Source organism: Mesorhizobium sp. HAY1-8B (assembly GCF_056868045.1).
The window spans coordinates 2,359,656-2,381,369 of sequence record NZ_CP200321.1; the positions used below are offsets into that span (position 1 = coordinate 2,359,656).

The 21,714-nt window shown below is 61.8% G+C and carries 17 protein-coding genes and 1 pseudogene; 15 read left to right on the forward strand and 3 right to left on the reverse strand.

What is annotated here, in order from left to right; all coding sequences use genetic code 11:
* The first annotated feature begins 5 nt into the window (after positions 1–5).
* The 8 genes and pseudogenes from AC1VON_RS11245 to AC1VON_RS11280 all read left to right on the forward strand — a co-directional run bounded on the left by AC1VON_RS11245 (position 6) and on the right by AC1VON_RS11280 (position 9,570).
* The gene (locus AC1VON_RS11245) at positions 6–956 is read left to right on the forward strand and encodes a sugar ABC transporter substrate-binding protein (protein WP_181180059.1); all 951 of its coding nucleotides are present in this window, start codon (positions 6–8) and stop codon (positions 954–956) included.
* A gap of 75 nt (positions 957–1,031) precedes the next feature.
* The gene (locus AC1VON_RS11250) at positions 1,032–3,167 is read left to right on the forward strand and encodes an ABC transporter permease (RefSeq protein WP_483122165.1); all 2,136 of its coding nucleotides are present in this window, start codon (positions 1,032–1,034) and stop codon (positions 3,165–3,167) included.
* Complete coding sequence (locus tag AC1VON_RS11255; protein ID WP_172352109.1) at positions 3,167–4,207, forward strand: hypothetical protein; 1,041 nt, start codon at positions 3,167–3,169, stop codon at positions 4,205–4,207. The genes AC1VON_RS11250 and AC1VON_RS11255 overlap by 1 nt, the downstream gene beginning before the upstream one ends.
* On the forward strand, positions 4,204–5,700 hold the full coding sequence (locus AC1VON_RS11260) for a sugar ABC transporter ATP-binding protein (protein ID WP_172352108.1): 1,497 nt from the start codon (positions 4,204–4,206) through the stop codon (positions 5,698–5,700). The genes AC1VON_RS11255 and AC1VON_RS11260 overlap by 4 nt, the downstream gene beginning before the upstream one ends.
* A 155-nt stretch (positions 5,701–5,855) precedes the next feature.
* Positions 5,856–6,419, forward strand: a pseudogene (locus tag AC1VON_RS11265) (AMP-binding protein); the annotation flags it as partial.
* A 73-nt stretch (positions 6,420–6,492) separates the two neighbouring features.
* Positions 6,493–7,431: an AMP-binding protein gene (locus AC1VON_RS11270; protein WP_483126309.1), complete on the forward strand. Its 939-nt coding sequence runs from the start codon at positions 6,493–6,495 to the stop codon at positions 7,429–7,431.
* A gap of 73 nt (positions 7,432–7,504) precedes the next feature.
* Positions 7,505–8,398 carry an SDR family NAD(P)-dependent oxidoreductase gene (locus AC1VON_RS11275; RefSeq protein WP_483122168.1) on the forward strand — a complete coding sequence of 298 codons (894 nt, stop codon included), beginning with the start codon at positions 7,505–7,507 and terminating at the stop codon, positions 8,396–8,398.
* Positions 8,398–9,570, forward strand: a complete 1,173-nt coding sequence (locus AC1VON_RS11280; RefSeq protein ID WP_483126310.1) for an acetyl-CoA C-acyltransferase — start codon at positions 8,398–8,400, stop codon at positions 9,568–9,570. Before AC1VON_RS11275 ends, AC1VON_RS11280 begins: the two co-directional genes overlap by 1 nt.
* A gap of 122 nt (positions 9,571–9,692) precedes the next feature.
* Here AC1VON_RS11280 and AC1VON_RS11285 read toward each other — a convergent pair whose 3' ends face one another.
* The 3 genes from AC1VON_RS11285 to AC1VON_RS11295 form a co-directional block, all read right to left on the reverse strand.
* On the reverse strand, positions 9,693–10,640 hold the full coding sequence (locus AC1VON_RS11285; protein ID WP_483122170.1) for a phosphotransferase: 948 nt from the start codon (positions 10,638–10,640) through the stop codon (positions 9,693–9,695).
* Positions 10,641–11,552, reverse strand: coding sequence for a phosphotransferase (locus AC1VON_RS11290; RefSeq protein WP_483122172.1), 912 nt, complete (start codon positions 11,550–11,552; stop codon positions 10,641–10,643). It abuts the gene before it with no gap.
* Positions 11,553–11,842: 290 nt separating this feature from the next.
* Complete coding sequence (locus AC1VON_RS11295) at positions 11,843–12,607, reverse strand: DeoR/GlpR family DNA-binding transcription regulator (RefSeq protein WP_172352103.1); 765 nt, start codon at positions 12,605–12,607, stop codon at positions 11,843–11,845.
* A 335-nt stretch (positions 12,608–12,942) separates the two neighbouring features.
* Here AC1VON_RS11295 and AC1VON_RS11300 point away from each other — a divergent pair, with 335 nt between their 5' ends.
* The 7 genes from AC1VON_RS11300 to AC1VON_RS11330 all read left to right on the forward strand — a co-directional run bounded on the left by AC1VON_RS11300 (position 12,943) and on the right by AC1VON_RS11330 (position 21,712).
* Complete coding sequence (locus AC1VON_RS11300) at positions 12,943–13,212, forward strand: hypothetical protein (RefSeq protein WP_483122174.1); 270 nt, start codon at positions 12,943–12,945, stop codon at positions 13,210–13,212.
* Complete coding sequence (locus AC1VON_RS11305; RefSeq protein WP_483122176.1) at positions 13,199–14,752, forward strand: ABC transporter substrate-binding protein; 1,554 nt, start codon at positions 13,199–13,201, stop codon at positions 14,750–14,752. The genes AC1VON_RS11300 and AC1VON_RS11305 overlap by 14 nt, the downstream gene beginning before the upstream one ends.
* Before the next feature lie 72 nt (positions 14,753–14,824).
* Positions 14,825–15,811: an ABC transporter permease gene (locus tag AC1VON_RS11310; RefSeq protein ID WP_172353093.1), complete on the forward strand. Its 987-nt coding sequence runs from the start codon at positions 14,825–14,827 to the stop codon at positions 15,809–15,811.
* Positions 15,811–16,725, forward strand: coding sequence for an ABC transporter permease (locus AC1VON_RS11315; protein WP_483122178.1), 915 nt, complete (start codon positions 15,811–15,813; stop codon positions 16,723–16,725). Before AC1VON_RS11310 ends, AC1VON_RS11315 begins: the two co-directional genes overlap by 1 nt.
* Complete coding sequence (locus tag AC1VON_RS11320; RefSeq protein WP_483122180.1) at positions 16,722–18,593, forward strand: dipeptide ABC transporter ATP-binding protein; 1,872 nt, start codon at positions 16,722–16,724, stop codon at positions 18,591–18,593. The genes AC1VON_RS11315 and AC1VON_RS11320 overlap by 4 nt, the downstream gene beginning before the upstream one ends.
* A 67-nt stretch (positions 18,594–18,660) precedes the next feature.
* Entirely contained in the window at positions 18,661–20,259 is a 1,599-nt protein-coding gene (locus tag AC1VON_RS11325) for a GMC family oxidoreductase (protein ID WP_483122182.1), read from the forward strand.
* A 16-nt stretch (positions 20,260–20,275) separates the two neighbouring features.
* Positions 20,276–21,712, forward strand: coding sequence for an aldehyde dehydrogenase (locus AC1VON_RS11330; RefSeq protein ID WP_172352097.1), 1,437 nt, complete (start codon positions 20,276–20,278; stop codon positions 21,710–21,712).
* Positions 21,713–21,714: the final 2 nt, after the last annotated feature.

Sequence of the window (21,714 nt, forward strand, 5' to 3'; positions counted from 1 at the left end):
CAGCTATGGCTTTTCTGATCGCGGCGACCGCGGCGATGGGTTCAACCGGATCGACCTCGGCGGGCACCGACCTCGCCGGCAAGAAGGTGATCTTCATACCGATCGCCATGGGTATTTCGCTGACCGAAGGGTGGGCGCGCCGCATGAAGGAGGATGCGGCGTTGCATGGCTACACCCTCGAGATCCGCGATCCCGCCTTCAACAGCGGCGCAATGGCCGAACTTCTGGCCAAGGCGATCAGTGAAAAGCCTGATGTTCTGGTCGTTCACAATCCGACGGTTCAGTTGCTGGCCCGCCAGATCAAGCAGGCCGAGGCCGCGGGCATCAAGGTCCTGCAGCTCAACCTGCAGTCCAACCAGCCGTCTTCCGCATTCGTCGGCGCCAACTGGACCCGCATTGGCCACGACGTCGCGGAGGACATCGTCAAGGAGTGCGGCGCAGGCAGCGGCAAGTCGGGCAAGGTGGCCATCATCCCCGGCCAGTTGACCGCGGCCGACAGCGTCATGATGAATGATGCGGCCTTCAAGGTGTTCAAGGATCACCCCGAGATCCAGGTTGTCTCCAACCAAGCGTCCGACTGGGAGCCAGAGAAGGCGCGCCAGATCACGGCAACCGTGCTGCAACAGCATCCGGACCTCTGCGCCATCTTCGGCCACTGGGATGTTCATACGATGGGCGCCGGCCATGCCGTCAAGGACGCCGGGCTTGAGGACAAGGTGCTGGTTTACGCAACGGGCGGTGGTGACAACGTCACCTGCAAGGCGGTGGAGGACAAGATTCTCGACCGGGTGTGGAGCTACGACGCCGATGGGCAAGGCCGCGATGCGGCCACGGTGATCGACCTGCTGCTGCAGGGCGCCGCCGCCGCGGACGGGTCCATGCTGACGGTGGATTCACCCCTCAAGATCATCAAGGGGGGTCCCACATACGATGCCAGCCTGTGTTGGAAAATGTGAGCGACGGCCAGTCGCTGACATAACGAACTCCGCGGGGCTCTCCAGCCCCGCCTTTTCCATCGCCTGGAACGCGCCATGCCCGCTGAAATCGACTTCGCCAGCCTGCCAAGGCAACACGTACCCCTGTTCGTGGTGTCGCCGCGGCGCATTCTGGCGGACATCCTCGCCAAGGGATGGATCGAGAGCACAATTCCGTTCCTGGCCCTGCTGTGCGTGCTGAGCGGCATCGCACTGACGACGGACGGCTATTTCTCGCCGGCCAACCTGCAGAATCTCGCGCAATACGCCGCCGATGGCGGGCTCGTCGTCCTGGCGCTTCTGATTGTCGTCGCGGTTGGCGGCATCGATCTCTCGGTCGGCTCGAACTTCGCCATGTCGGCCTTCGTCGCGCTCTATTGCTTTCACATTCTCAACCTGCCGGTTCCTGCCGTGTTGGTGCTCACGCTTGCGGCCGGCGCCGCGGTCGGCATGACGAATGGCATCGTCGCCGGCCTGCTCGGCTGTGGCGCGTTGTTGACGACGCTCGGGACCATGATCACCGTCAGGGCATTGTTTGCGCTCGCCGCTCAGGCTGAACTCGTGGAAATATCGACGAGCAGCCGCACCGATGACCTTTGGGACTGGATTGGCTTCGAGAAGTTCCTGGCCGTCCCAATCGGAGCCTGGTGCCTGATCGCCGTGGCGGCGCTGGTGTTCGTTATGTTTCGCCAGCTTCGCTTCGGCTGGCATATCCTCGCGGTCGGCGGGAATCGCAAGGCGGCGCGCCATGGCGGCATCCCTGTCAGGACGACCATTTTCCTGGCCTACCTGTTGGCGGGACTTATCGTCGGTCTGGCCGGCTTTCTGTTTGCGGCACGTCAAAACAGCATCAGCGTCGCCGACACCGGCATCGGCATGGAGTTTTTCGCGCTGACGGCCCTCGTGGTCGGCCTTGGCGGCTTCGTTCCCGGCAAGGGTTCGCCCGTGACCGTGCTCATCGGCTTCACGACGATCTACCTCCTGAACAACGCCATGATCAATGCAGGCTTCCGTGGCGACTTCGTCCAGTTCTGCATGGGCGCCATCATCATCGTGATCCTGACGATCGATGTCCAATTCCGCAAGAACCGGCACCGCTTGCTGGCCTCAAGCTACCTCGATCCCATCGTGCTCGATGCCGGGCCCGTCGAGGGCATGCGCGGATTGATGCCGGATGAGACAGCTCCGCGGCTGAAGGGCGCGGAAATCCTGGCGTCCGGGCGCGTTGACGGACCCGAGGATGTTATTCTCGACGCTGAAGGCAACCTCTACTGCGGCAACCGCAATGGCTGCATCCTGAAAATCGCCGCGCCGACCTATTCGGATGTAAGCGTGCTGGCCAAGATCGGTGGGCGCCCACTTGGGCTGGCCTTTGACCGGGAAGGGCGGATCGTCACCTGCGTTGCCGGAATGGGGCTGATCCGCGTCACCATGGCAGGCCACGTCGAACTGTTGACGGACGAGACGTCACGCAGCCTCTTCAGTGTCCAGGACGACACCGCAATCCGTATGGCCGACGACCTGGACATAGGACCCGATGGCACGATCTATTTCACAGACGCAACGAAGCGCTACGACATTGAAAACTGGGGAATGGACCTTCTTGAAGGGCGGCCCAACGGCCGTCTCCTCAGTCATGACCCGAAATCCGGGAAAACCCGGACCATCTGCGACAATCTGGTGTTTCCAAACGGTGTGTGCCTGACACATGACGGCAAGCACCTGCTGGTCGCCAGTACGTGGAACTGCTCGATCCTGATCTTCGATCTCGCCAAGTTGTCGGATGGGCCACGCATCTTCCTCAAAGGTCTGCCGGGTTATCCCGACAACATCAACCGGGCGTCGGATGGCGGCTACTGGGTGGCGCTGGCCGGGATGCGCAATCCGCTCTTCGACCGGGTGCTGAAACACCCGGGCCTGCGACGGCGCATGACAAGGCGCGTGCCACCGACAAACTGGCTCTTCGGCAACCTCAATATCGGAGGCGTGCTCAAGATAGACGGGCTTGGCAAGATAGTGGATGCACTGTGGGATGCTCCCGATGGACCTCTCTACATGATCACATCGATGCGTGAGCACGAAGGCTCGCTGTTCCTCGGCGGTGTGACCAACGACAAGATCGGTCGGCTCGCCCTAGAAGGCGCCAACGCACGGTGGACCGGGCCTGCGAGCTATTGGGGGAGGGACCGCTGATGCTCTTCGCACGCAAGGCCAAGGAGACTCCCGGAATGACGCTGGAAGGGGTCCTTGGCCCCAACAACCGGCTGGACGACGCGGAGGCCATCCCTGTGAAGAAGCCGGAAGCATTATCCGTATCAGCCGAAGGCCACCTGCTGTTCAGTTCCGGCGGCCAGATATTCCGCCTGCACCGATGGCGCGAAGCACCGGAAGCCTGGGCGCGGTTCGACCAACCCGTGTCCGCCCTGTCGTGCAGCGCCGACGGCCTTGTGGCGGTCGGTCTGCAAGGTGGTTCCATCGCGGTCATCGACCAGAGCGGGCAGGCGGTCGACGGCTGGTCCACGCCGCCAGATCTCGTCTCTGTGAGCGATTGCGCCTTCCTGTCCAGCGACGAGATCGCTGTCGTCGACAATGGCTACCGCGACGATCAAAACGTGTTGTCCATCGCGCCATGGGATGAAGTGCCTCGCGGGAAGGTGGTGGTGGTGGGCCGCTTCAAGGAGCCGCGCATCGTTGCGCGAGCATTGCATTGCCCGATGGGCATCACCCCAGACTTCGCCGGCGGTCTCATCATCTCCCAACTCGACCGTGCCTGCATCGTCGATCTTTCAGGCCGCACTCTCCAGTCTGGCTATCCCGGCTATCTCGGACGCATCCGCAAGACCGGCACCGGATACGCGATGGCCTGCCTGTCGAGGCGCGATCCCTTGATCGAATTCCTGAAGACGGAGCCGGTGTTCGTTTCGGATATGAAGACCAATCTTGATCCGCGCTACTGGATCTCGCCGCGTGCCACGCCGGAAATCAGCCACGACTTCCCAATCGAACTGGGGGCGGCTCGGCTCTTCGGTGATGTAAAACCCTGGGCGCCTTCATTTTCATATGGGCTGCTGATCGAACTGGACGAGGCCCTGATGCCGATCGCCTGCGCGCATTCGCGCGCCAACGGAAGGCGCCATGCGATCTGCGATGTCTGTTCGTGGAACGGGGACCTGATTGCCGTCAGCCGGGCTAGCAGCGAAATCCTCAACCTCGGTTCTGGGAGCGTGCCATGACAGCCCAGCCCATCGTCAGCCTCGAGAATGTCACGAAGACGTATGGCAACACAGCCGCGCTTGCCGATGCGAGCTTTGATTTGATGGCGGGCGAGATCCACGCCCTGGTCGGAGAGAACGGCGCTGGAAAGTCGACGCTATGCAAGCTGATCGCCGGCGTGATCTCGCCATCCGAGGGCATTCTCAGGATCGATGGCCAGCCGGTGGTTTTCTCTTCACCCAGGGATGCGAGCGGGCAGGGGATTTCAATGGTCTACCAGGAGACCAGCCTGGTGCCGCAACTCACCGTCGCCCAGAACATCTTCCTTGGCCGCGAGCGCATGTTCAACTCGGTGCGGCGGGTGCGCGGTGCTGCCCGGCAAGTTCTGCAGCGGCTGAACTTCAAGGTCGAGCCCGCGCAGCTTGCAGGTACGCTCTCCGCCGCCAAACGGCAAATGGTCGAGATCGCCCGCGCAGTGCTGAACAAGGCGAGGGTCATCATCCTTGACGAACCCACGGCGGCCCTGACCCCGGAGGAAACAGATCATCTCTTCGATCTGATGAAGTCGCTTCAGCGAGACGGTGTGGCGATTGTTTTCATATCGCATGCCCTGGAGGAGGCCCTGAGCTATGCGGATCGAATCTCGGTTTTGCGAAACGGACGCATGATGACCACGGGGCCTGCCGCGAATTTCAATCGCAACACGTTGATCCATCACATGATCGGCGATGAATTGAACGAGCAGGACAGGCTCCCAGCGGGCAAGCGCCCGCCGCGCTCCGCCCTGCCGGTGCTCCGCGTGGAAAACATCCGCATGGGCAGCATGGTCAACAACATGTCCTTCTCGATCTTCCCCGGAGAAATCACCGGCCTGGCCGGCTTGATCGGCTCGGGCAGGAGTGAGGTCGCCAAGGTCATCATGGGACACACAAAGCGCAATTTCGGCGGCGGCCGTATCTGGCTCGACGGCCGCGAGGTCCGCTACGGCCTACCGGCCCAGGCGGTGGCCGACGGCATCGCTTACATCAGTGAAGACCGCAAGCTCGACGGCTTCTTCGACACGTTGAGTGTGGCGGAAAACATCGGCCTTGGCTGGCTGGCCAAGTTCGGAGGCCGTCGCTTGCTCGCACCACGCGCAAAGATGCGAGCCCTGGCGCGCGAATGGGTGGACAGGCTGTCGATCCGCAGCATCGGCGTCGAACGACCGGTCCTGTACCTGTCCGGCGGCAACCAGCAGAAGGTGGTTATAGCCAAGTCGCTCATTCAGAAGCCGCGGCTGGTCATCTTCGACGAGCCGACGCGCGGCGTCGATGTCGGAGCAATTGCCGAGATACGCCAGATCATCCGCAGCTTTGCCGACAGCGGTGCCGGCGTCATTTTGATATCGTCTTATTTGCCGGAAATTCTGGAGACCTGCGACCGGATCCTGGTCGCCAAGAGCGGCACGATTGCCGCCGAATTCTCGCGCGCCGAGGCGACCGCCGCCAGCATTCTCAATGCTGCGATTCACTGAACCTGCCGCGCTCTCGTGAACGCGGTACAGCAGGACGTCCATTTGACAGGTCAATGCATGTTACTAACTGGCACGATAGTGAATTTTGGCCTCGGATGTGTAGAACGCAGGCCCAAGCAGATCGTCGTGGCCGGCCGCCAGGCGAGGCAATCATGATGGACGGCACTGTCCAGCCTTTCGCCTTGACGCTCGAGAAGTTTCTCGAGCACGCCGCCAAATGGCATCCTCAAGCGGAGGTGGTAACCGGACGCGCGGACGGCAAATCCGATCGAATTGAATACCTCGCATTGAGGGATCGCAGCATGCGCATCTCGGCGGTCCTGCGGAGCTTCGGCATACGTGTTGGGGACCGGATCGCCACTCTCGCCTGGAACACCCAAACTCATGTCGAGGTCTGGTACGCCTGCATGGGCATGGGCGCCGTCTGCCATACACTCAACCCGCGGCTGACCGGCGCGCAACTCGCTGCCATGGCGGGCTTGTCCAAAGCGCGAATCCTCGTCGTCAGTGCGGATCTCCTGCCGCTTGCCGCCGAGATAGTCGCCGCCGCGACGGACATCGAGCGCATCTGGGTGATCGACGGGGCAAGAGACTTCGTCGTCGAACCGCCGCTCTACTCGCTCGACCTGCTCATCGCCCGGTCGCAGGGCGAGGCAGGCTGGGGTGATTTCGACGAGACGTCTCCTTGCGGACTTTGCTTCACTTCGGGCACGACGGGTGCCCCCAAGGGGGTCACCTACACCCATCGCTTCGAGCTTTTTGCACACGCTGCGGCTGTTGCAGGCCGATGTGATGGCCATCTCAAGCGCCGACAGCGTTCTTGCCGTCGTGCCGATGTTTCATGCCAACGCCTGGGGCCTTCCATTTGCGGTGCCGGCAGTGGGCGCAAGGCTGGTCCTGCCGGGGCGCGCCATGGACGGCGCCAGCCTGGCGCGCCTGATTGTGGAGGAAGAGGTGACGATGGCAGTGGGCGTCCCGACCGTCTGGCTGGGTCTTGTCGAGCATGTCGAAGCGACCGGTATATCCATGCCGACACTCAAGCGCATCACCGTTGGAGGGGCCCCGATCGCACCGGCGCTGATGGAGCGGATCGAAAGCCGCCTTGATGTGAAAGTGCAGACGAGCTGGGGAATGACCGAGCTCTCGCCCTCGGGTACGGTGGCGCCGCTTCACGAGCGATCGCAAGCGGGGCTCTCGGGTCGCCCCGCTATCGGCGTCGATCTATTGCTGACCGACGCCGACGGACAGGCGTTGCCTCGGCAGCGTGGTGTTGAAGGCCAGTTGCGCGTGCGCGGTGCCGCCGTCGTTGAATGTTATTTTGGAGAGCAGGACAAGGCGAGCGATGCGAATGGCTGGTTTGCGACAGGCGATCTCGCGCGCATCGACGAAAGCGGCAATGTCGCGATTACGGGCCGGGTCAAGGACCTGATCAAATCCGGCGGCGAATGGATCAACCCGGCCGAGATCGAGGCGGTGATCGGCGCCCTCCCTGAGGTCGGGCTCGCTGCGGTGATTGGACGGCCCGATCCCAAATGGGGTGAGCGACCGATCCTGCTGGTCGAGATACGTGAGGCACAGGCAATCAGCGACGAAGCCCTTCTGGCTTCATTGAAAGGGCATGTGGCGTCGTGGTGGGTTCCAGATGCGATCTACCGACTGCCGCGCATGCCCCTGGCGGCCACCGGCAAGATCGACAAGATCCGGCTGCGCGCCGAATATGGTGGCGGTTGATGGGAGCGTTCCCACAAACGTCCACGAAACATCATCCGCAAGCATAGCCAATCGAAACCAAGGGTGCAGCCGAATGTCTGTCAACGGAAGGATCGCGATCATTACTGGCGCCGGCGGCGGGCTTGGCCGCGCGCACGCCCTTTACCTGGCACGGCAAGGCGCCAAAGTGGTCGTCAACGATCTGTCGCGTGAGGCCGCGGAGCGCGTTGCGGCAGAGATTGTCGCGGCGGGTCACGAAGCCGTCGCCATAGCCGCATCGGTGACCGACGAGGCCGCCATAACTGCCATGACCGTGCAGGCGATGCAGCGCTGGGGCCGTGTCGACATCCTGATCAACAACGCCGGCATATTGCGCGACAAGAGCTTCGCCAAGATGAGCCTCGATGACTTCCGCCTCGTACTCGACGTTCATCTGATGGGCGCGGTGATCTGCACCAAGGCGGTCTGGGACATCATGCGCGAGCAGCGCCATGGCCGCATCGTGATGACGACATCGTCCTCCGGGCTCTACGGCAACTTCGGCCAGGCAAACTATGGTGCGGCCAAGATGGCGCTGGTCGGACTGATGCAAACCTTGGCGATCGAGGGCGACAAATACGGCATCCGCGTCAACTGCCTGGCTCCGACAGCCGCGACACAGATGACCGGGGGCCTGCTCCCAGAAAGGCATCTGGATCTGCTTGATCCGGCACTGGTCAGCCCGGGACTGCTAGCCCTTGTCGGTCAGGACGCTCCCACCCGGGTGATCCTTTGTGCAGGCGCAGGTCATTTCGCCCGGGCAAATGTAACACTCACCCAGGGCGTCTATATCGGCGGGGGCGACGATGCGGGCGAACGCGTCATGCAAGTCTGGCAAGCCATATCAGAGCGCTCGGACGAGATTGTCCCTGAATATGGCTTGACCCAGGCCGAACGCGAACTCGCCAGCGCAGAGATGGTCGCGCGGGCGGGGGCGGTGCGGCAATGATGCGAGACGCGGTCATCGTAGCAACGGCACGGACGCCGATCGGTCGCGCCTATCGCGGTGCGTTGAATCATACGCCATCGCCGACGCTTGCGGCGCATGCCCTCACCGCGGCCGTCGAACGCGCCGTGGTTGCGCCTGAGGAGATCGAGGATTGCCTGCTCGGTTGCTCGTTGCCGCAGGGGGTGCAGCAGACAGTCGGCCGGATGGCGGCATTGCGCGCGGGCTTTCCCGTGACGGTGCCGGGGATGACCCTTGACCGGCAATGTTCTTCCGGGCTCATGACTATAGCCACGGCGGCAAAGCAGATCATCGTCGACCGAATGGATGTCGTTGTCGCCGGCGGAGTGGAATCGATCTCGCTGGTCCAAACGCCGGAACTGCGGACCACACCCGATCCCATGCTCGCCGCCATGCATCCCGACGCATATATGTCGATGCTGGAGACTGCCGAAGTCGTGGCGCGGCGCTATGGCATCACGCGCGAAACATGCGACGCCTATGCACTCAGTTCGCAACTGCGCACCGCCCAAGCTCAGATCGCGGGGCGATTCGATGCCGAGATCGTGCCAATGATGGCGACGATGAAGCGGGTCGACAAAGCGACCAAGGACGTCACCTTCCACGAAGTAGTCCTCGATCGCGACGAGGGAGCAAGGCCCGGAACCACACTCGATGGACTGAGCGCGCTGGCGGCAGTTATTCCAGGCGGTACGGTCACGGCCGGGAATGCCAGCCAGCTTTCCGATGGCGCCTCGGCCTGCGTCGTTATGGAAGCGCGCCTCGCGGAGCGACGCGGTCTCAGCCCGCTCGGCCGCTATGTCGGCATGGCCGTGGCCGGCACCAAGCCGGATGAAATGGGCATTGGCCCGGTCTTTGCCGTGCCGCGCTTGCTTGAACGCTTCGGACTCTCGCTGGATGACATTGGTATCTGGGAGATCAACGAGGCCTTCGCCGTCCAGGTTGTGTATTGCCGCGACCGTTTGGGGATCCCTGATGAGCGGCTCAACGTCAATGGCGGCGCGATTTCAATCGGCCATCCCTATGGCATGTCGGGAGCAAGAATGGTTGGGCACGCCCTCCTGGAAGGCAAACGACGAGGCGTGCGTTATATCGTTGTCACCATGTGCGTGGGCGGGGGCATGGGCGCGGCAGGGCTCTTCGAAGTACTGTGACGTCTCGGACTCTAGGCCGCGAACGAAGAGCACCTCGTAGGGCGGCAACCCTTCGCGAGGTGCCGCACCGTCGGGCGCAGCGTATTTGTTCACTCTGCCAGGCGACAAGTTATCCGATACGGTCAGAGTGAGGCCAGCGATCGGTCCCAGCGCCGGTCGTTCAGCGTCGAGTGCAGTCTCATCCGCTTCCAGGCGCCGAATTTATAGAAATCGAAATCGATGTCGGAGATAGCCATCTGGATCATGGCCCAGAGCGACCATTTGAAATCGCCAAGCATCCGATACACGAACATGCGCGCCTGAATGGCCGGCTCCACCCGGCCGAAATAGACTTCGATGGCTTCGTTGTTCATGCAATCATCGAAGAACATTTCCGCGCACCACGTTGCCAAATCGTAGCAACGGTCGTTGTTGGAGGCGTATTCGAAATCGACGATCATGATACGGCCGTCGCTGGTTGACAGGAAGTTGGCGGGCGCGGGATCGTTGTAGCAAGGCACGAGATCGATCCCCGCGGCTTCGATCGCGGCACGCGCTGCCCGATACTGTGCGTGGATCGAAGGAAAGCCGAGGGGCAGTTCCCCTCCCAATTCGGTCAGTTGCTCGAGATGTTCCTCGATCATGTCGAAGACGGTCTTTGTGAGACCGAGAAGGGGGGAATCGTTGAATGAGCGGTAAAGCGCGATTGTGCTCTCCCTGATGCCGGCGGTGTGAAAATCCCTGGTGACGCATGTGCGGGAATTCTCGACGAAATCGTAGATTTCTATGCCTTCGTCTTTCAGATAGTCGAAGCACCGGGGCCCGATGCCGAGCAGATAGGCTCGCTGGCCCGCTTCCAGGGACGCGGCGCGATCGATGAAGCGCTCCGTGCCCGGGCCAGGCAACTTGACGAAAAAGGAGCCTTGTTCGCCGGCCACGCTGACACGCCAGTTGGAGTTGCTGAAGCCGCCGAACATCGGCCGGTAGCGAATGGCTTTGCCTTGCCAGGTGGTGACCTTGGATAATGCTGCCTCGAGTTGGCGTTCGGCGAGGGCGTTGCCTTCACCCAGGCCTTTTTCAACGGCGGACATTCAAAGCCACCCGGCGCGGGGGTCGAGATCGACGCTGGCCAATGTGGCGCGGCACCGGATCAGGCGCCAACATGCATAGCGGAAGAATTCGACATCCTTCCTTGCGGAGACGGCATCCATGACCAGTCCCCACATGGTCCACGCCAGGTCATCGGCAATCGCATAGAGCTTGGCGCGGCGAAGGCTTTCAAGCCTCGCGCGGCCCTCGAATATTTCAAGAGCAGGCAGCATCTCTTCTTCAGGCCCGAAGGCTTCGTTCATCAGGATACCAAACTCGAAATAGGGGTCGACGTTGCGCGCCTCGTCGAAATCCACGAGTTGGATTTTGCCGTGAGTGTCGATCAGGATGTTGGAGGCGAGGCCATCGGCATGAGCCGGAACGGTGTCCACGCCGGCAGCCTCGATCATGCGCTCGATACGGAACACATCGTTCTGCAAGGCGGTCAGTTCACTCGGCGCACCGCTCGTGTTGCGTCCGATTTCCGCCTGAAGGATCCTGATCCTGTCGAAGACGGACCAGCTACGCGTCAGGCGAGGCCCGGAATGGATCCTGCGTTTGACGCCAAGCACGGCATCCATGACGTCTGCCTTGCGCAAGTCGTTGACGCGTGCTGTCCTCCATCCGTCGAGAAATTCCATCAGCGCGATGCCGCGCACGGCGTCCGACACCAGGATGTCGGGCGCGCAGCCGAGCATCGCCGCCTTTCGCTGGGCATCGAAAGAAGCAGCCGTATCGATATAGCGACGCTGATCGGGATGAATGATTTTCAGCAACAGGGAAGGGCGTTGGCCTTCCATCGATAGTTCGAGCCTCGTGCTGTCGATGCCGCGATGCGTAGGCACCAGAAGACCCGGCGCGCCCGCCTCCGCCGCGACATTTACCCGGGCTGCGGTCCATGTCTGACGGTCCAAGCGCGATGTCGTCGCGCGAGTGACAAGGCCATCCCAGTCCTTCGCTAGAATCGCGTGAAGTGCGTTCGTCGCGGCAGGGCCGGCGACTTCCGTCAAGTCATTGCGGGGCGTCGAGCCCTTTTCCGCCAGAGCCATTTCCGTCAAGCTAGGATTGTCTCGCGCACTGTTCGAACAAACGCCACTGCAGGTCTGGCCAATGGCGCTGGCAGGGCCAAGTCGATGCTATCGCTCTGGTGCCTTGTGTAAAGCAAAGATTTGGAGGCAGGCAGGTTTTGGAATGCGCGCCGCGGCTAGACCCTGATGAGGTCGACGCCCAGTTCGCTGAAACGTTGCACGAACTCCTCGCCCACGCCCTTGGTCGTAATGACGTGATGCGCATCGCCAAGGCCGAAGGCGCGCACGGAGCCGAAGCGTCCGAACTTCGATGCGTCGGCCACCATGATAGTGGTGGAAGCCTGCAGTCTGGCCGCATCGTGCAGTGCGACCTCGTCCTCGCCGAAGCCCATGAAGCCGTGGTCGTAGTGAACAGCGCTGGCGCCCATCAGCGCCAGATCGAAACGATGGCCATTGAGCGCGGTGATGGTCGCGTGGCCGAAGGTCGCCTGGTACTCCGGCACCATCGGGCCGCCGAGCACGCGAACGCTGGTACCCCAGCCGTGCGAAAAGAAGTGCGCGGCGACGGCGATGGAATTTGTGAAGATGGTCAGGTCCTGGTGCTTGTGCAACTGCTTCACGCAGGCGAGCGTGGTGGTGCCGGAACTGACGAATATCTTCATCCCGTCGCGAACGAGGCTGGCGGCCTGCTCCGCGATCCGGTTCTTTTCCGGCGCGTTGACCTTGTTGCGTTCGACGAAGGGCTTGTCGGCCTCGTTGGGTGTGATGACCGCACCGCCATAGACCCTTCGGGCGAAGCCGTTGATTTCAAGGATGCGCAGGTCCCGCCTGATGGATTCAGGACTGACCTCAAGGCGCTCCGCTAAGGCATTGACGCTCGCGCGTTCGTTGGCTCGCAGGATCTCAAGAATCTTTTCCTGCCGGAATTCTGAAAATCTCATGGACTCATTCTACCGCCGGGGGGGCAGCCCATCTGCGTTCCCTGACATGAGCGGTTCCAACAGCCTTGGGCTAATGGCTTCCATGACTAAGTCAAGCCTCCCGTTTCCGACATGATAAGTTCAGGCTGATGATCCGTCAATTCGGCAAAAATTCATAAAACATTCAAATCGTTCATCCATGGCGCGCATCGCTTCGGGAATCGAAGGAAATTTATCACGTAAATTCAAATATTTATATGAAAACTGATTAATTTGAGGCAGCCCTCGGTGTCCTCCAATTTATGAATCTTCGCGCCGCCGACCGGTTTGGCTTGACTCTGAATGGTGTGACTATAATGATGTTTTTGACCGGTTTGTTTATTCTGGCTTTGGCAGGCGGATCGGTTGCGCGACGAGCCCTTCAAGGCGCGCTTCCGGGCGCCGCGAGCGGCATCGCCGGCCGCGGCTGGGATGCCGCGCATTTCCTGCGCTTCCAGAGACGGATGGAGTGTTTCGGACCGGCGGTGGAGGCTGGAACTGTGATCGGCTTGGCAATTGATAACGAAGTCGCGCGTTCCAGGAAGGCGCGCATGCAAGCAAAGGGGAACATCAATGGTTACGCGTAGAGATCTTATTGTAGGGGCTGGCGCGCTTGGCGTGGCGGGCATGGTCGGCGGCATGCCAGTGCCAGTGCGCGCTGACGGCAAGAAAAGTGTCGTGCTTGCCTCGATGGGGCCGGTTACCGGCAACTGGGACCCGACCTCTCACACCACGCTCGGGCAGGGCAATTTCGAGAAGTTCGTGTTCAATGCGCTGACCAGGGCCCCGATGCGGGACGGCGAGGCGGACCTTCTGGAGCCGGCGCTGGCCGAAAGCTGGTCCCTGATCGACACGAACACGATCGAGTTCAAGCTACGCGATGGCGTGAAGTTCCACGATGGCAAGGAATTCGGCGCCGAGGATGTGAAGGCCACCTATGAATACTCTTCCGATCCGAAGCGCCCGGCCGCCTCTTACTGTCCTGGCAAGGTTGATGTCGAAGTGGTCGACCGCCTCACGGTTCGACTGCACACCGAGAAATATGGCTATCCGGCTTCTGCCTGGTGGTTCATCTCGAGTGTGATACCGGTTCTGTCGGCCAAGGATGTCGCCGATCCCAAGAGCCTGGAAAAGCGCCCGAACGGCACCAATGCGTTCAAATATGTTGCCACCAACGGCGACCAGAACGTGCTGGCGGCCAATGACGATTATTTCGGCGGCCGTCCGAAAGTCGATGAGGTTATCTACGCCTACGTGCCCGACGCCAATACACGTGTCCTGGGCCTGCTCAACGGCCAGTATCATATCGCCGAGCGCCTCGAGCCAGAGCAGTATGCCTCGCTTCAGGGCAACCCCAAGGTCGTCACCCGCAAGGGTCTGACGACAGAGAACAAGTATCTGCACTTCCGCTGCAACAAGCCGCCGTTCGATGATCCTCGCATCCGTCTCGCGGCATGCCATTCGATCGACCGCAAGCAGATCCTGGAACTCATGGGTGACGCGGCGCTGCCCACGAGCTGCTACATCTCGCCAATGAAATTCGGCTTCAAGGATATCGAGGGTTATCCGGACTACAATCCGGATGAGGCGCAGCGCCTGCTCGCGGAAGCCGGCTTCCCGAAAGGCGAAGGCCTGCCCCAGCTCGAATACATCACGTCGATCGGCTTCTATCCGAAGACGAAGGAATACGGCGAGCTGATCACCGCGATGCTCCAGGAGCAGGGCTTCAATGTCCAGCTTACCGTCCTTGAGCCGGCCGCGTGGGAAGTCGCCATCTATCGGCGGGCGGACGGACAGGGTCAGGGCCATATGTGCGACGTGGGCTGGATGACGCCTTCGCCGGAACCGGACCTTGTGCTGCGGCCGAACTGGCATTCGAGTGCCGCGCTCATCAGCGGCATCAACGATCCCGAGATCGATGCGGCGCTCGACAAGGAGCGCAAGGCACCCAACCCGGAAGAGCGCCTGAAGATCCTTACCGAGGAAACCTTCCCGACGATGGCGAAGAAGGTTCCAAGCTTCTCGTTGTTCTCAGCGCTCACCTTCCATGGCGCATCCAAGAGCCTTGAGGGCGCCGTCTATCTGCCCTACGGGCCGATCGACTTGTCAAAAGCCGATCTGGTCTGACGCAAGGAACAGGCGGCGCCGGATCCATACTTGCCGACGCCGCCATTCTCCCCGCACGAGACGGATTCCATGCTGTTTGCCATAGATTTTCTCATTCGCCGCCTGGCCCAGGGCGCTATCATCGTCGTTGCCATCGCGCTGCTGATCTTCACGTTGCTGCGTGTCGTGCCCGGAGATCCCGTGCGTCTCATGCTGGGGCCGATGGTGTCGCCCTCGGTCGCGGAGCAAACCGCCAAGGATCTTGGATTGCGCGACCCGATAATCGTCCAGTTCGGGCGCTATATGGGACACGTGCTGCAAGGCGATTTCGGACGCTCCTTCGTGCGAAGCGCTCAAGGCGGCAGCACCGGCGGTTCTCGCGGCGAATCGACTTTCGATGCGAGCAACCGAGCGTCTGTGATCGAGCTTATCGTCACGACCTTGCCCTACAGCCTCCTGCTGGCCGGCCTCGCTTTTCTGATCTCGCTGGCTGTCGCCTTGCCGCTCGGTGTCTGGGCCGGGCTCAATGCTGGGAGATGGCCGGATCGTTTCGCGCTCTATCTGAGCTCGGTGCTGGTTTCATTGCCCAATGTCTGGCTTGGACTTGTGTTCATTTTCCTGCTGTCAGCCAAAACCGGATGGCTTCCCGCGATCGGCTACCAGAACTGGACCTATGCCATATTGCCGGCGCTGGTCCTCGCGGTTGAACTCATTCCGGTGATCGTGCGCTCCCTGTCGGTCTCGGTGTCGTCGAACCTCCTCGATCCCTATGTTTCCGTAGGTCAGATACGCGGCCTGACGCGTGCGCGGATGATCGGCGCGCATGTGCTACGCAACTCGTCCATTCCGTTGCTCAACCTTCTCGGCATTCAGGCGGTGGGTCTGATCCTCGGCGGTCTCTTCGTCATCGAGTATGTCTTCAACTATCCAGGCATCGGTCTGCTGATGATCAACGCGGTGTTCCAGCGTGACTTTCCCATCATCCAGGCGATCGCAATCTTCTCCTGCGTCGCGCTCGTGCTTGTGAACATATTGGTCGATTTCGCATCGACTACGATAGACAGAAGGCTGCAGTACTGATGTCGGAGCAAGCCATCGTCGAAACCCCTGCCAGCCAGCCGGCGAAGTCACGCAGCCTGGGCGCCAGCATTTTCCTGAATGCCGCAAGTACGGCGGAGTTCAGGGTGGGTGCGGTGATATTCCTCGGCCTCATACTGCTGTCGGTCGTCGCGCCCACATTGCTCGGGCTTTCCGCGACAAAGTTCAGCGTGGGGCTGAAATTCTCACCGCCCTTCCCGGAGCAAGGCTGGGTGTGGCCGCATATGTTCGGCACGGACCAGCTCGGCCGCGATCTTCTGGCACGTTCGCTGATAGGGCTGCGAAACGCATTGATGATCGGCATTGCCAGCGTCATCGGCATGTTCGTCATAGGTTCGGCGATCGGAATGCTGGCGGGTTATGCCGGCGGCTGGACCAACCTCATCCTGATGCGCATCACCGACGCGCAGATGTCCATCCCGGTCATCATTCTGGCGATCACGATCCTCGGCATGACACGACCGACGCCGATGTCGGTGATTCTGGTGTTCATCCTTGCGGGCTGGCCGGGCTACGCCCGCATAGCGCGCAGCGTCACCATGTCGGAACGGCGCAAGGAATATGTGCGCGCTGCCAAGATACTGGGCGCCTCGGACCTGCGCATTTTGCTTGTGCACATCGCGCCCAACACTTTGCCACCTATAGCCTTCGTGGCAGTGCTCGACGTCGCGCGCATGATGATATTCGAGGCGATCCTGGGGTTTATAGGCATCGGCATCCAGCCGCCTACACCGACCTTTGGCACCATAATCGCCGACGGCACGAAATATCTCATGAATGCCTGGTGGATCACCACCATCCCCGGCCTGCTGCTGGCAGCGTCGCTGTGCGGCATCAACCTGATGGGAGGCGCTCTCGAACGCTCCCGTAACAAATTCCTGCAGGGGGTTCTATGAGCGCGGAAAGTGCCAAAATCCTCGAGGTCTCGGACCTCTCGATCGATCTCGCCACGCCTGCCGGCGGTCGGCGCGCGATCCTGCGCAACGTCGATCTTTCGGTTTCGAAGAACGAAGTCCTGGGCATCATCGGCGAAAGCGGCTCCGGCAAGACGGTCCTGTCGCGCGCACTGGTGAACTGGATAAGCCCGCCGCTTCTGCCGACGGGTGGAAGTATCGCCTACCGTGGGCGCAATCTGTTCGGTCTTCCGCCCGCCGAGATGCAGAAGCTGCGCGGCCGCAAGATAGCCTATATCGGCTCCGACCCAGGCAGCGCGCTTGATCCCACCATTCCGGTCGGCCAGCAGATCATCGAGAAGCTTCGCGCCGTTGAGCCTGGTATCTCGACCGCCGACGCGAGGGCTCGCGTGCTGCGGGTGCTGGATGCGGTGCGCATTCCCTCGCCGGCGCAGCGCTTCCACGAATTTCCGTTCCAGTTCAGCGGTGGCATGATGCAGCGTGTGCTGATCGTCGACGCGCTCGTCACAAATCCGGACCTGCTGGTGGCGGACAACATCACGCAGCCGCTCGACGTGACGGTGGCGGCCCAGATCCTGCGCCTCCTGCGCGATCTGCAGCGCGACTTCTCGACAGCGATCATCTTCGTCTCCTCGGCGCTCGGGGTGCTGAACGAGATTGCGGACAACATTCTGGTGCTGGCCGATGGCCGGGTCGTCGAATGTCAGGACACGCGCGGCCTCATCGAGAAACCGGAACACAGCTACACCCGCAATCTCATCGAGAGCCTGCCTCGCATATGGGATGCCCAACCGACGGCGGCCGCGCCGGAAGAAGCTGTGGACGACAAGCGTGAAGTCATCCTCTCGGTGCGTGACGTCTATCGCTCCTACGCCACGAAGGATCGCCAGAGGCTGTTCGCGCATCGCGTGGTGCAGGCCGTGCGCGGCGTCTCGTTCGATGTCTACAAGGGTGACAATCTCGGTATCGTGGGCGAATCCGGCTGCGGGAAATCGACGTTGTCACGGCTGCTCAGCCGCCTTGAGGCTCCGAACAAGGGTCAGATACTGTTCAAGGGACAAGACATCGCCCGTCTGGGCGGCCGCAAGCTGATGGACTTGCGCCACCGGTTCCAACTGCTGCTTCAGGATCCCTACAACGCGATCCCCCCACACCTGACCATCGGTCGCACAATCGCGGAGCCGCTGCGTATCCACGGTGGGTTGGCCGCCAAGGAGATCAGGGAACGCGTGGCGGCCACGATGAACGAGGTAGGCCTGCGGTCCGATCTTACGGACAGACTGCCGGTGGGCCTCAGCGCCGGTCAGCGCCAACGTGTCAACATCGCGCGCGCCATGGTGCTGGAGCCGGAACTGCTCATTCTCGACGAGACCTTGTCGGCGCTCGATCAGGTCGAGCAGGGAAAGTTGCTGGACCTGTTCGAGGGGCTGCAGAACCGGCACGGCATCACTTATGTCTACATTTCCCACGATCTGAGCATGGTTCGCCGCGTCTGCAACCGCGTAGCCGTCATGTATCTCGGTCGCGTAGCGGAACTTGCCGGCAACAGGGCCACGTTTTTCGATCCCGCGCACCCTTACACCCGGGCATTGCTCAGCGCGGTGCCAGCCATTGAGCACAAGCCGTACGATACCGGGACTTACCTGCTGGAAGGCGAGCCGCCCGATCCGATCGACATCCCTCCGGGCTGCAGTTTCCGCACACGCTGCCCCTTCGCCTTCGCACGTTGCGTGAGCGAGGACCCCATGCTGATGAAGCGTAGCGGCGACGACTATGCTGCCTGTCATCTTGTCACCGCCGGAGCCGCCGCGCCGGCGAGGATGCCCGCCGTTGAGGTGAGGGCATCGTGAGAATAGCTAGATTTCCAACCGCGTCCGGCGGAGCGATGCGGCTTGCCGCGCCCGCCTCAAACTTCTGATGAGCACGTCCACGATGGAATTCGATTATATTGTCGTAGGGTCGGGCAGCGCCGGCTCACCGCTCGCGGCGCGTCTGGTCGAAAAGGGCGCGAGTGTCCTTCTCCTTGAGGCGGGCAAAAGCGAAAAGCTGCATCTGACGCGCGTGCCGGCCGCGCTGATGCATACGATCGGCAACGTCCGCTACGACTGGAATTACGTGACCGAGCCCGATCCCAGTCGCAATGGTCTGCAGGAATCGTGGCCACGGGGGCGCGTGCCAGGCGGATCCTCGGCCATCAACGGCATGATCTTCATTCGCGGAGCCGCGGCCGACTACGACGCCTGGGAGGCGATGGGCAACAAGGGGTGGGGATGGAATTCGGTGCTTCCCTATTTCCGCAAGATGGAGACCGCCGATAACGACAAGGATAATGCCTATCGCGGCGGCATGGGACCTCTCCGTGTGTCGGCCTTACGCTGGAAGCACCCGATATCGGCCAAGTTCATCGACAGCTTCGTCAATGCGGGCGTGCCCCTGAACCCCGACCTCAACGGAAGGTCCCACGAGGGCGTCGCCTGGAATCAGGGTTCCACCAGAGGCGGCGTTCGTCACTCGGCATTCGACGCGTTCATCTTGCCTCGCCTCGGTGACGCCAAGCTCACATTCATGGACGATGCGTTGGTCGAGCGCATCGTGCTGGAAGGCAAGCGGGCTGCCGGCGTCGACATCCTGCGCGGCAGCCAGAAGGTACGAGCCAAGGCACGGCGCGGCGTGGTCTTGTCGGCCGGATCCATCAACTCGCCGCAGATACTGATGCTCTCGGGCATCGGCGATCCGGACCAACTGGCCCGCCATGGGATTGGCGTGCGGGTCGCAAGTCCCGAGGTCGGCCGCAACCTGATGGAACATCCGGGCCTCTATGTCCGTGCGGAGATGAACGTCAAGACGGGGAATGCCTATGCATCGCCGATCGGACGGGCAAAAGCGTTCGCCGAATGGATCCTTTCGCGCAACGGTGTGTTGAGCGTGCCCACCGCCCAGGTGCTCGCCTTCCTGAAATCCACGCCGGATAGGGAGATGCCGGACCTCCAGTTCCATCTCTTCCCCTTTGGATACTTCAACGACAACGGCCGTCTGCACGTGCCGACGCGCAACCTTGTTACCATCCTGGCCAACGTCAACTATCCCAAGAGCACCGGCCACCTCGAGCTTCGTTCCAGCGACCCGAGACAGCCAGTGGCGATCTATCCGCGCCTGCTCGACCATCCAGACGACATTGCCTGCGTGCTGCGCGGCTTGGATTGGATACGCAAGCTGGCCTCGACGCCCCCATTCGGCAGCCATGTGCGCGAGCTGATCGAAGTGCCGGCTGAAGGCGCGGGGCCTGCCGCGGACGAAGCCTATGCGCGCAAGGCCACGGTGCCGTTCCTGCATCCGGTGGGCACTTGCCGGATGGGGGCGGACGAAAGCGCTGTCGTCAGCCCGGAGCTTCGCGTACGCGGCACCGAAGGGCTCTGGGTCGCGGATGCCTCGATCTTCCCGCGTCATATCGCCGGCAACACCAACGCGACGGCGATCATGATTGGCGAGCGTGCGGCCGACCTCATCCATCCGTAGCGGAGAACTGGTTACCATGACGCGGAATTTCACGCAGAACTTCGTCGGCGGCAGGCGCGTGGATCCCCTGGGCGCCGATTTCATCGAGGTCCGTTCGCCCTACGACGGAAGCCAGGTCGGCGCGGTGCCGCTGGCAGCGCAGGCCGACGTGGATCTTGCGGTCGCGACGGCGCGCAAGGCATTCGATGAGGGCGCTTGGCCGCGCATGCCGGTGGTCGACCGTATTGCTGTCATCCGCAGGTTCGCGGAACTCTACGAGACCCGCTCCGACGAGTTCGCCGGTTTGGTGACGGCGGAGATGGGCGCGCCGGCCTGGTTTGCCAAAGCCATCCAGACCCTCATTCGTGATCAGGGCCAAGCCTATCTGGTTGCCGCCGAGGAGTATCCTTGGGAAGTGCATCGCGCTGGCTATCCGCGGGGTAGCGCAGTTTGGGTCCGTGATCCGGTAGGCGTGGTCGCCGCTGTCATCCCGTGGAACGCGCCACATCAGGTCGCTCTGGCGAAGCTCTTTCCGGCGCTGCTCGCCGGCTGCACGGTGATCCTGAAGCTGGCGCCGGAAACCGCGATTGACGGCCAGTATCTGGGCGAGTTGTTCAATGAGGCGGGACTGCCGGAAGGCGTCCTGAGCATCCTGGTTGCTCACCGGGAGGTCAGCGAATATCTGGTGACGCATCCGGGCGTGGACAAGATCGGCTTCACCGGCTCCACTGTTGCCGGCAGCCGCATCGCCAGCCTGGCGGGCGCACAACTGAAGCGCGTCAGCCTTGAGCTCGGCGGCAAATCCGCGGCGATAGTGCTGGACGACGCCGATATAGGCCAGACAGTCGATGCGCTCCGCTATCGTTCCTTTCCCAACAATGGGCAGGTCTGCGTCGCACAAACGCGTATCCTCGTGCCGCGCCGGCGCCACGATGCCTTTGTCGACGCGCTTGTGGACAATGTCTCCGACATGACGATTGGCGATCCGGCTGATCCTGAGACTTTTCTGGGGCCGCTGGTGGCGGAACGCCAGCGGCAGCGTGTGCTCGATTTCATCGCTGCGGGCATCGAAAGCGGAGCCGATCTTGCCGTCGGTGGGCTCGGGATGCCGGAAGGCATCAATCACGGCGCCTTCGTCAAGCCCACGGTTTTTGCCAATGTCAACAACGCCTCGCGCATCGCTCAGGAAGAAATCTTCGGCCCGGTCGTGTGCGTCATTCCCTATGACGGTGTGGAGGATGCCGTTCGGCTCGCCAACGACTCTATCTACGGCCTGTCGGGGTCGGTGTGGACCTCCGATCCTGATCGAGGATTGGAGATCGCGCGTCGCATCCGCACCGGGGGTGTGACCGTCAACAACGCTGCCTCCGATCTCCTGTCGCCATTCGGTGGCTTCAAGCGCAGTGGAATTGGACGCGAATTCGGTCCCGAGGCGATCAACCACTACATCGAACACAAGACCATAGCTGTCTGAGC

Excerpts from the sequence above, each read along its gene's own strand:
- AC1VON_RS11245 (WP_181180059.1), top strand. The coding sequence starts at position 6 with ATGGCTTTTCTGATCGCGGCGACCGCGGCGATGGGTTCAACCGGATCG.
- AC1VON_RS11250 (WP_483122165.1), top strand. The coding sequence starts at position 1,032 with ATGCCCGCTGAAATCGACTTCGCCAGCCTGCCAAGGCAACACGTACCC.
- AC1VON_RS11255 (WP_172352109.1), top strand. The coding sequence starts at position 3,167 with ATGCTCTTCGCACGCAAGGCCAAGGAGACTCCCGGAATGACGCTGGAA.
- AC1VON_RS11260 (WP_172352108.1), top strand. The coding sequence starts at position 4,204 with ATGACAGCCCAGCCCATCGTCAGCCTCGAGAATGTCACGAAGACGTAT.
- AC1VON_RS11270 (WP_483126309.1), top strand. The coding sequence starts at position 6,493 with ATGGCCATCTCAAGCGCCGACAGCGTTCTTGCCGTCGTGCCGATGTTT.
- AC1VON_RS11275 (WP_483122168.1), top strand. The coding sequence starts at position 7,505 with ATGTCTGTCAACGGAAGGATCGCGATCATTACTGGCGCCGGCGGCGGG.
- AC1VON_RS11280 (WP_483126310.1), top strand. The coding sequence starts at position 8,398 with ATGCGAGACGCGGTCATCGTAGCAACGGCACGGACGCCGATCGGTCGC.
- AC1VON_RS11285 (WP_483122170.1), bottom strand. The coding sequence starts at position 10,640 with ATGTCCGCCGTTGAAAAAGGCCTGGGTGAAGGCAACGCCCTCGCCGAA.
- AC1VON_RS11295 (WP_172352103.1), bottom strand. The coding sequence starts at position 12,607 with ATGAGATTTTCAGAATTCCGGCAGGAAAAGATTCTTGAGATCCTGCGA.
- AC1VON_RS11300 (WP_483122174.1), top strand. The coding sequence starts at position 12,943 with ATGATGTTTTTGACCGGTTTGTTTATTCTGGCTTTGGCAGGCGGATCG.
- AC1VON_RS11305 (WP_483122176.1), top strand. The coding sequence starts at position 13,199 with ATGGTTACGCGTAGAGATCTTATTGTAGGGGCTGGCGCGCTTGGCGTG.
- AC1VON_RS11315 (WP_483122178.1), top strand. The coding sequence starts at position 15,811 with ATGTCGGAGCAAGCCATCGTCGAAACCCCTGCCAGCCAGCCGGCGAAG.
- AC1VON_RS11320 (WP_483122180.1), top strand. The coding sequence starts at position 16,722 with ATGAGCGCGGAAAGTGCCAAAATCCTCGAGGTCTCGGACCTCTCGATC.
- AC1VON_RS11325 (WP_483122182.1), top strand. The coding sequence starts at position 18,661 with ATGAGCACGTCCACGATGGAATTCGATTATATTGTCGTAGGGTCGGGC.
- AC1VON_RS11330 (WP_172352097.1), top strand. The coding sequence starts at position 20,276 with ATGACGCGGAATTTCACGCAGAACTTCGTCGGCGGCAGGCGCGTGGAT.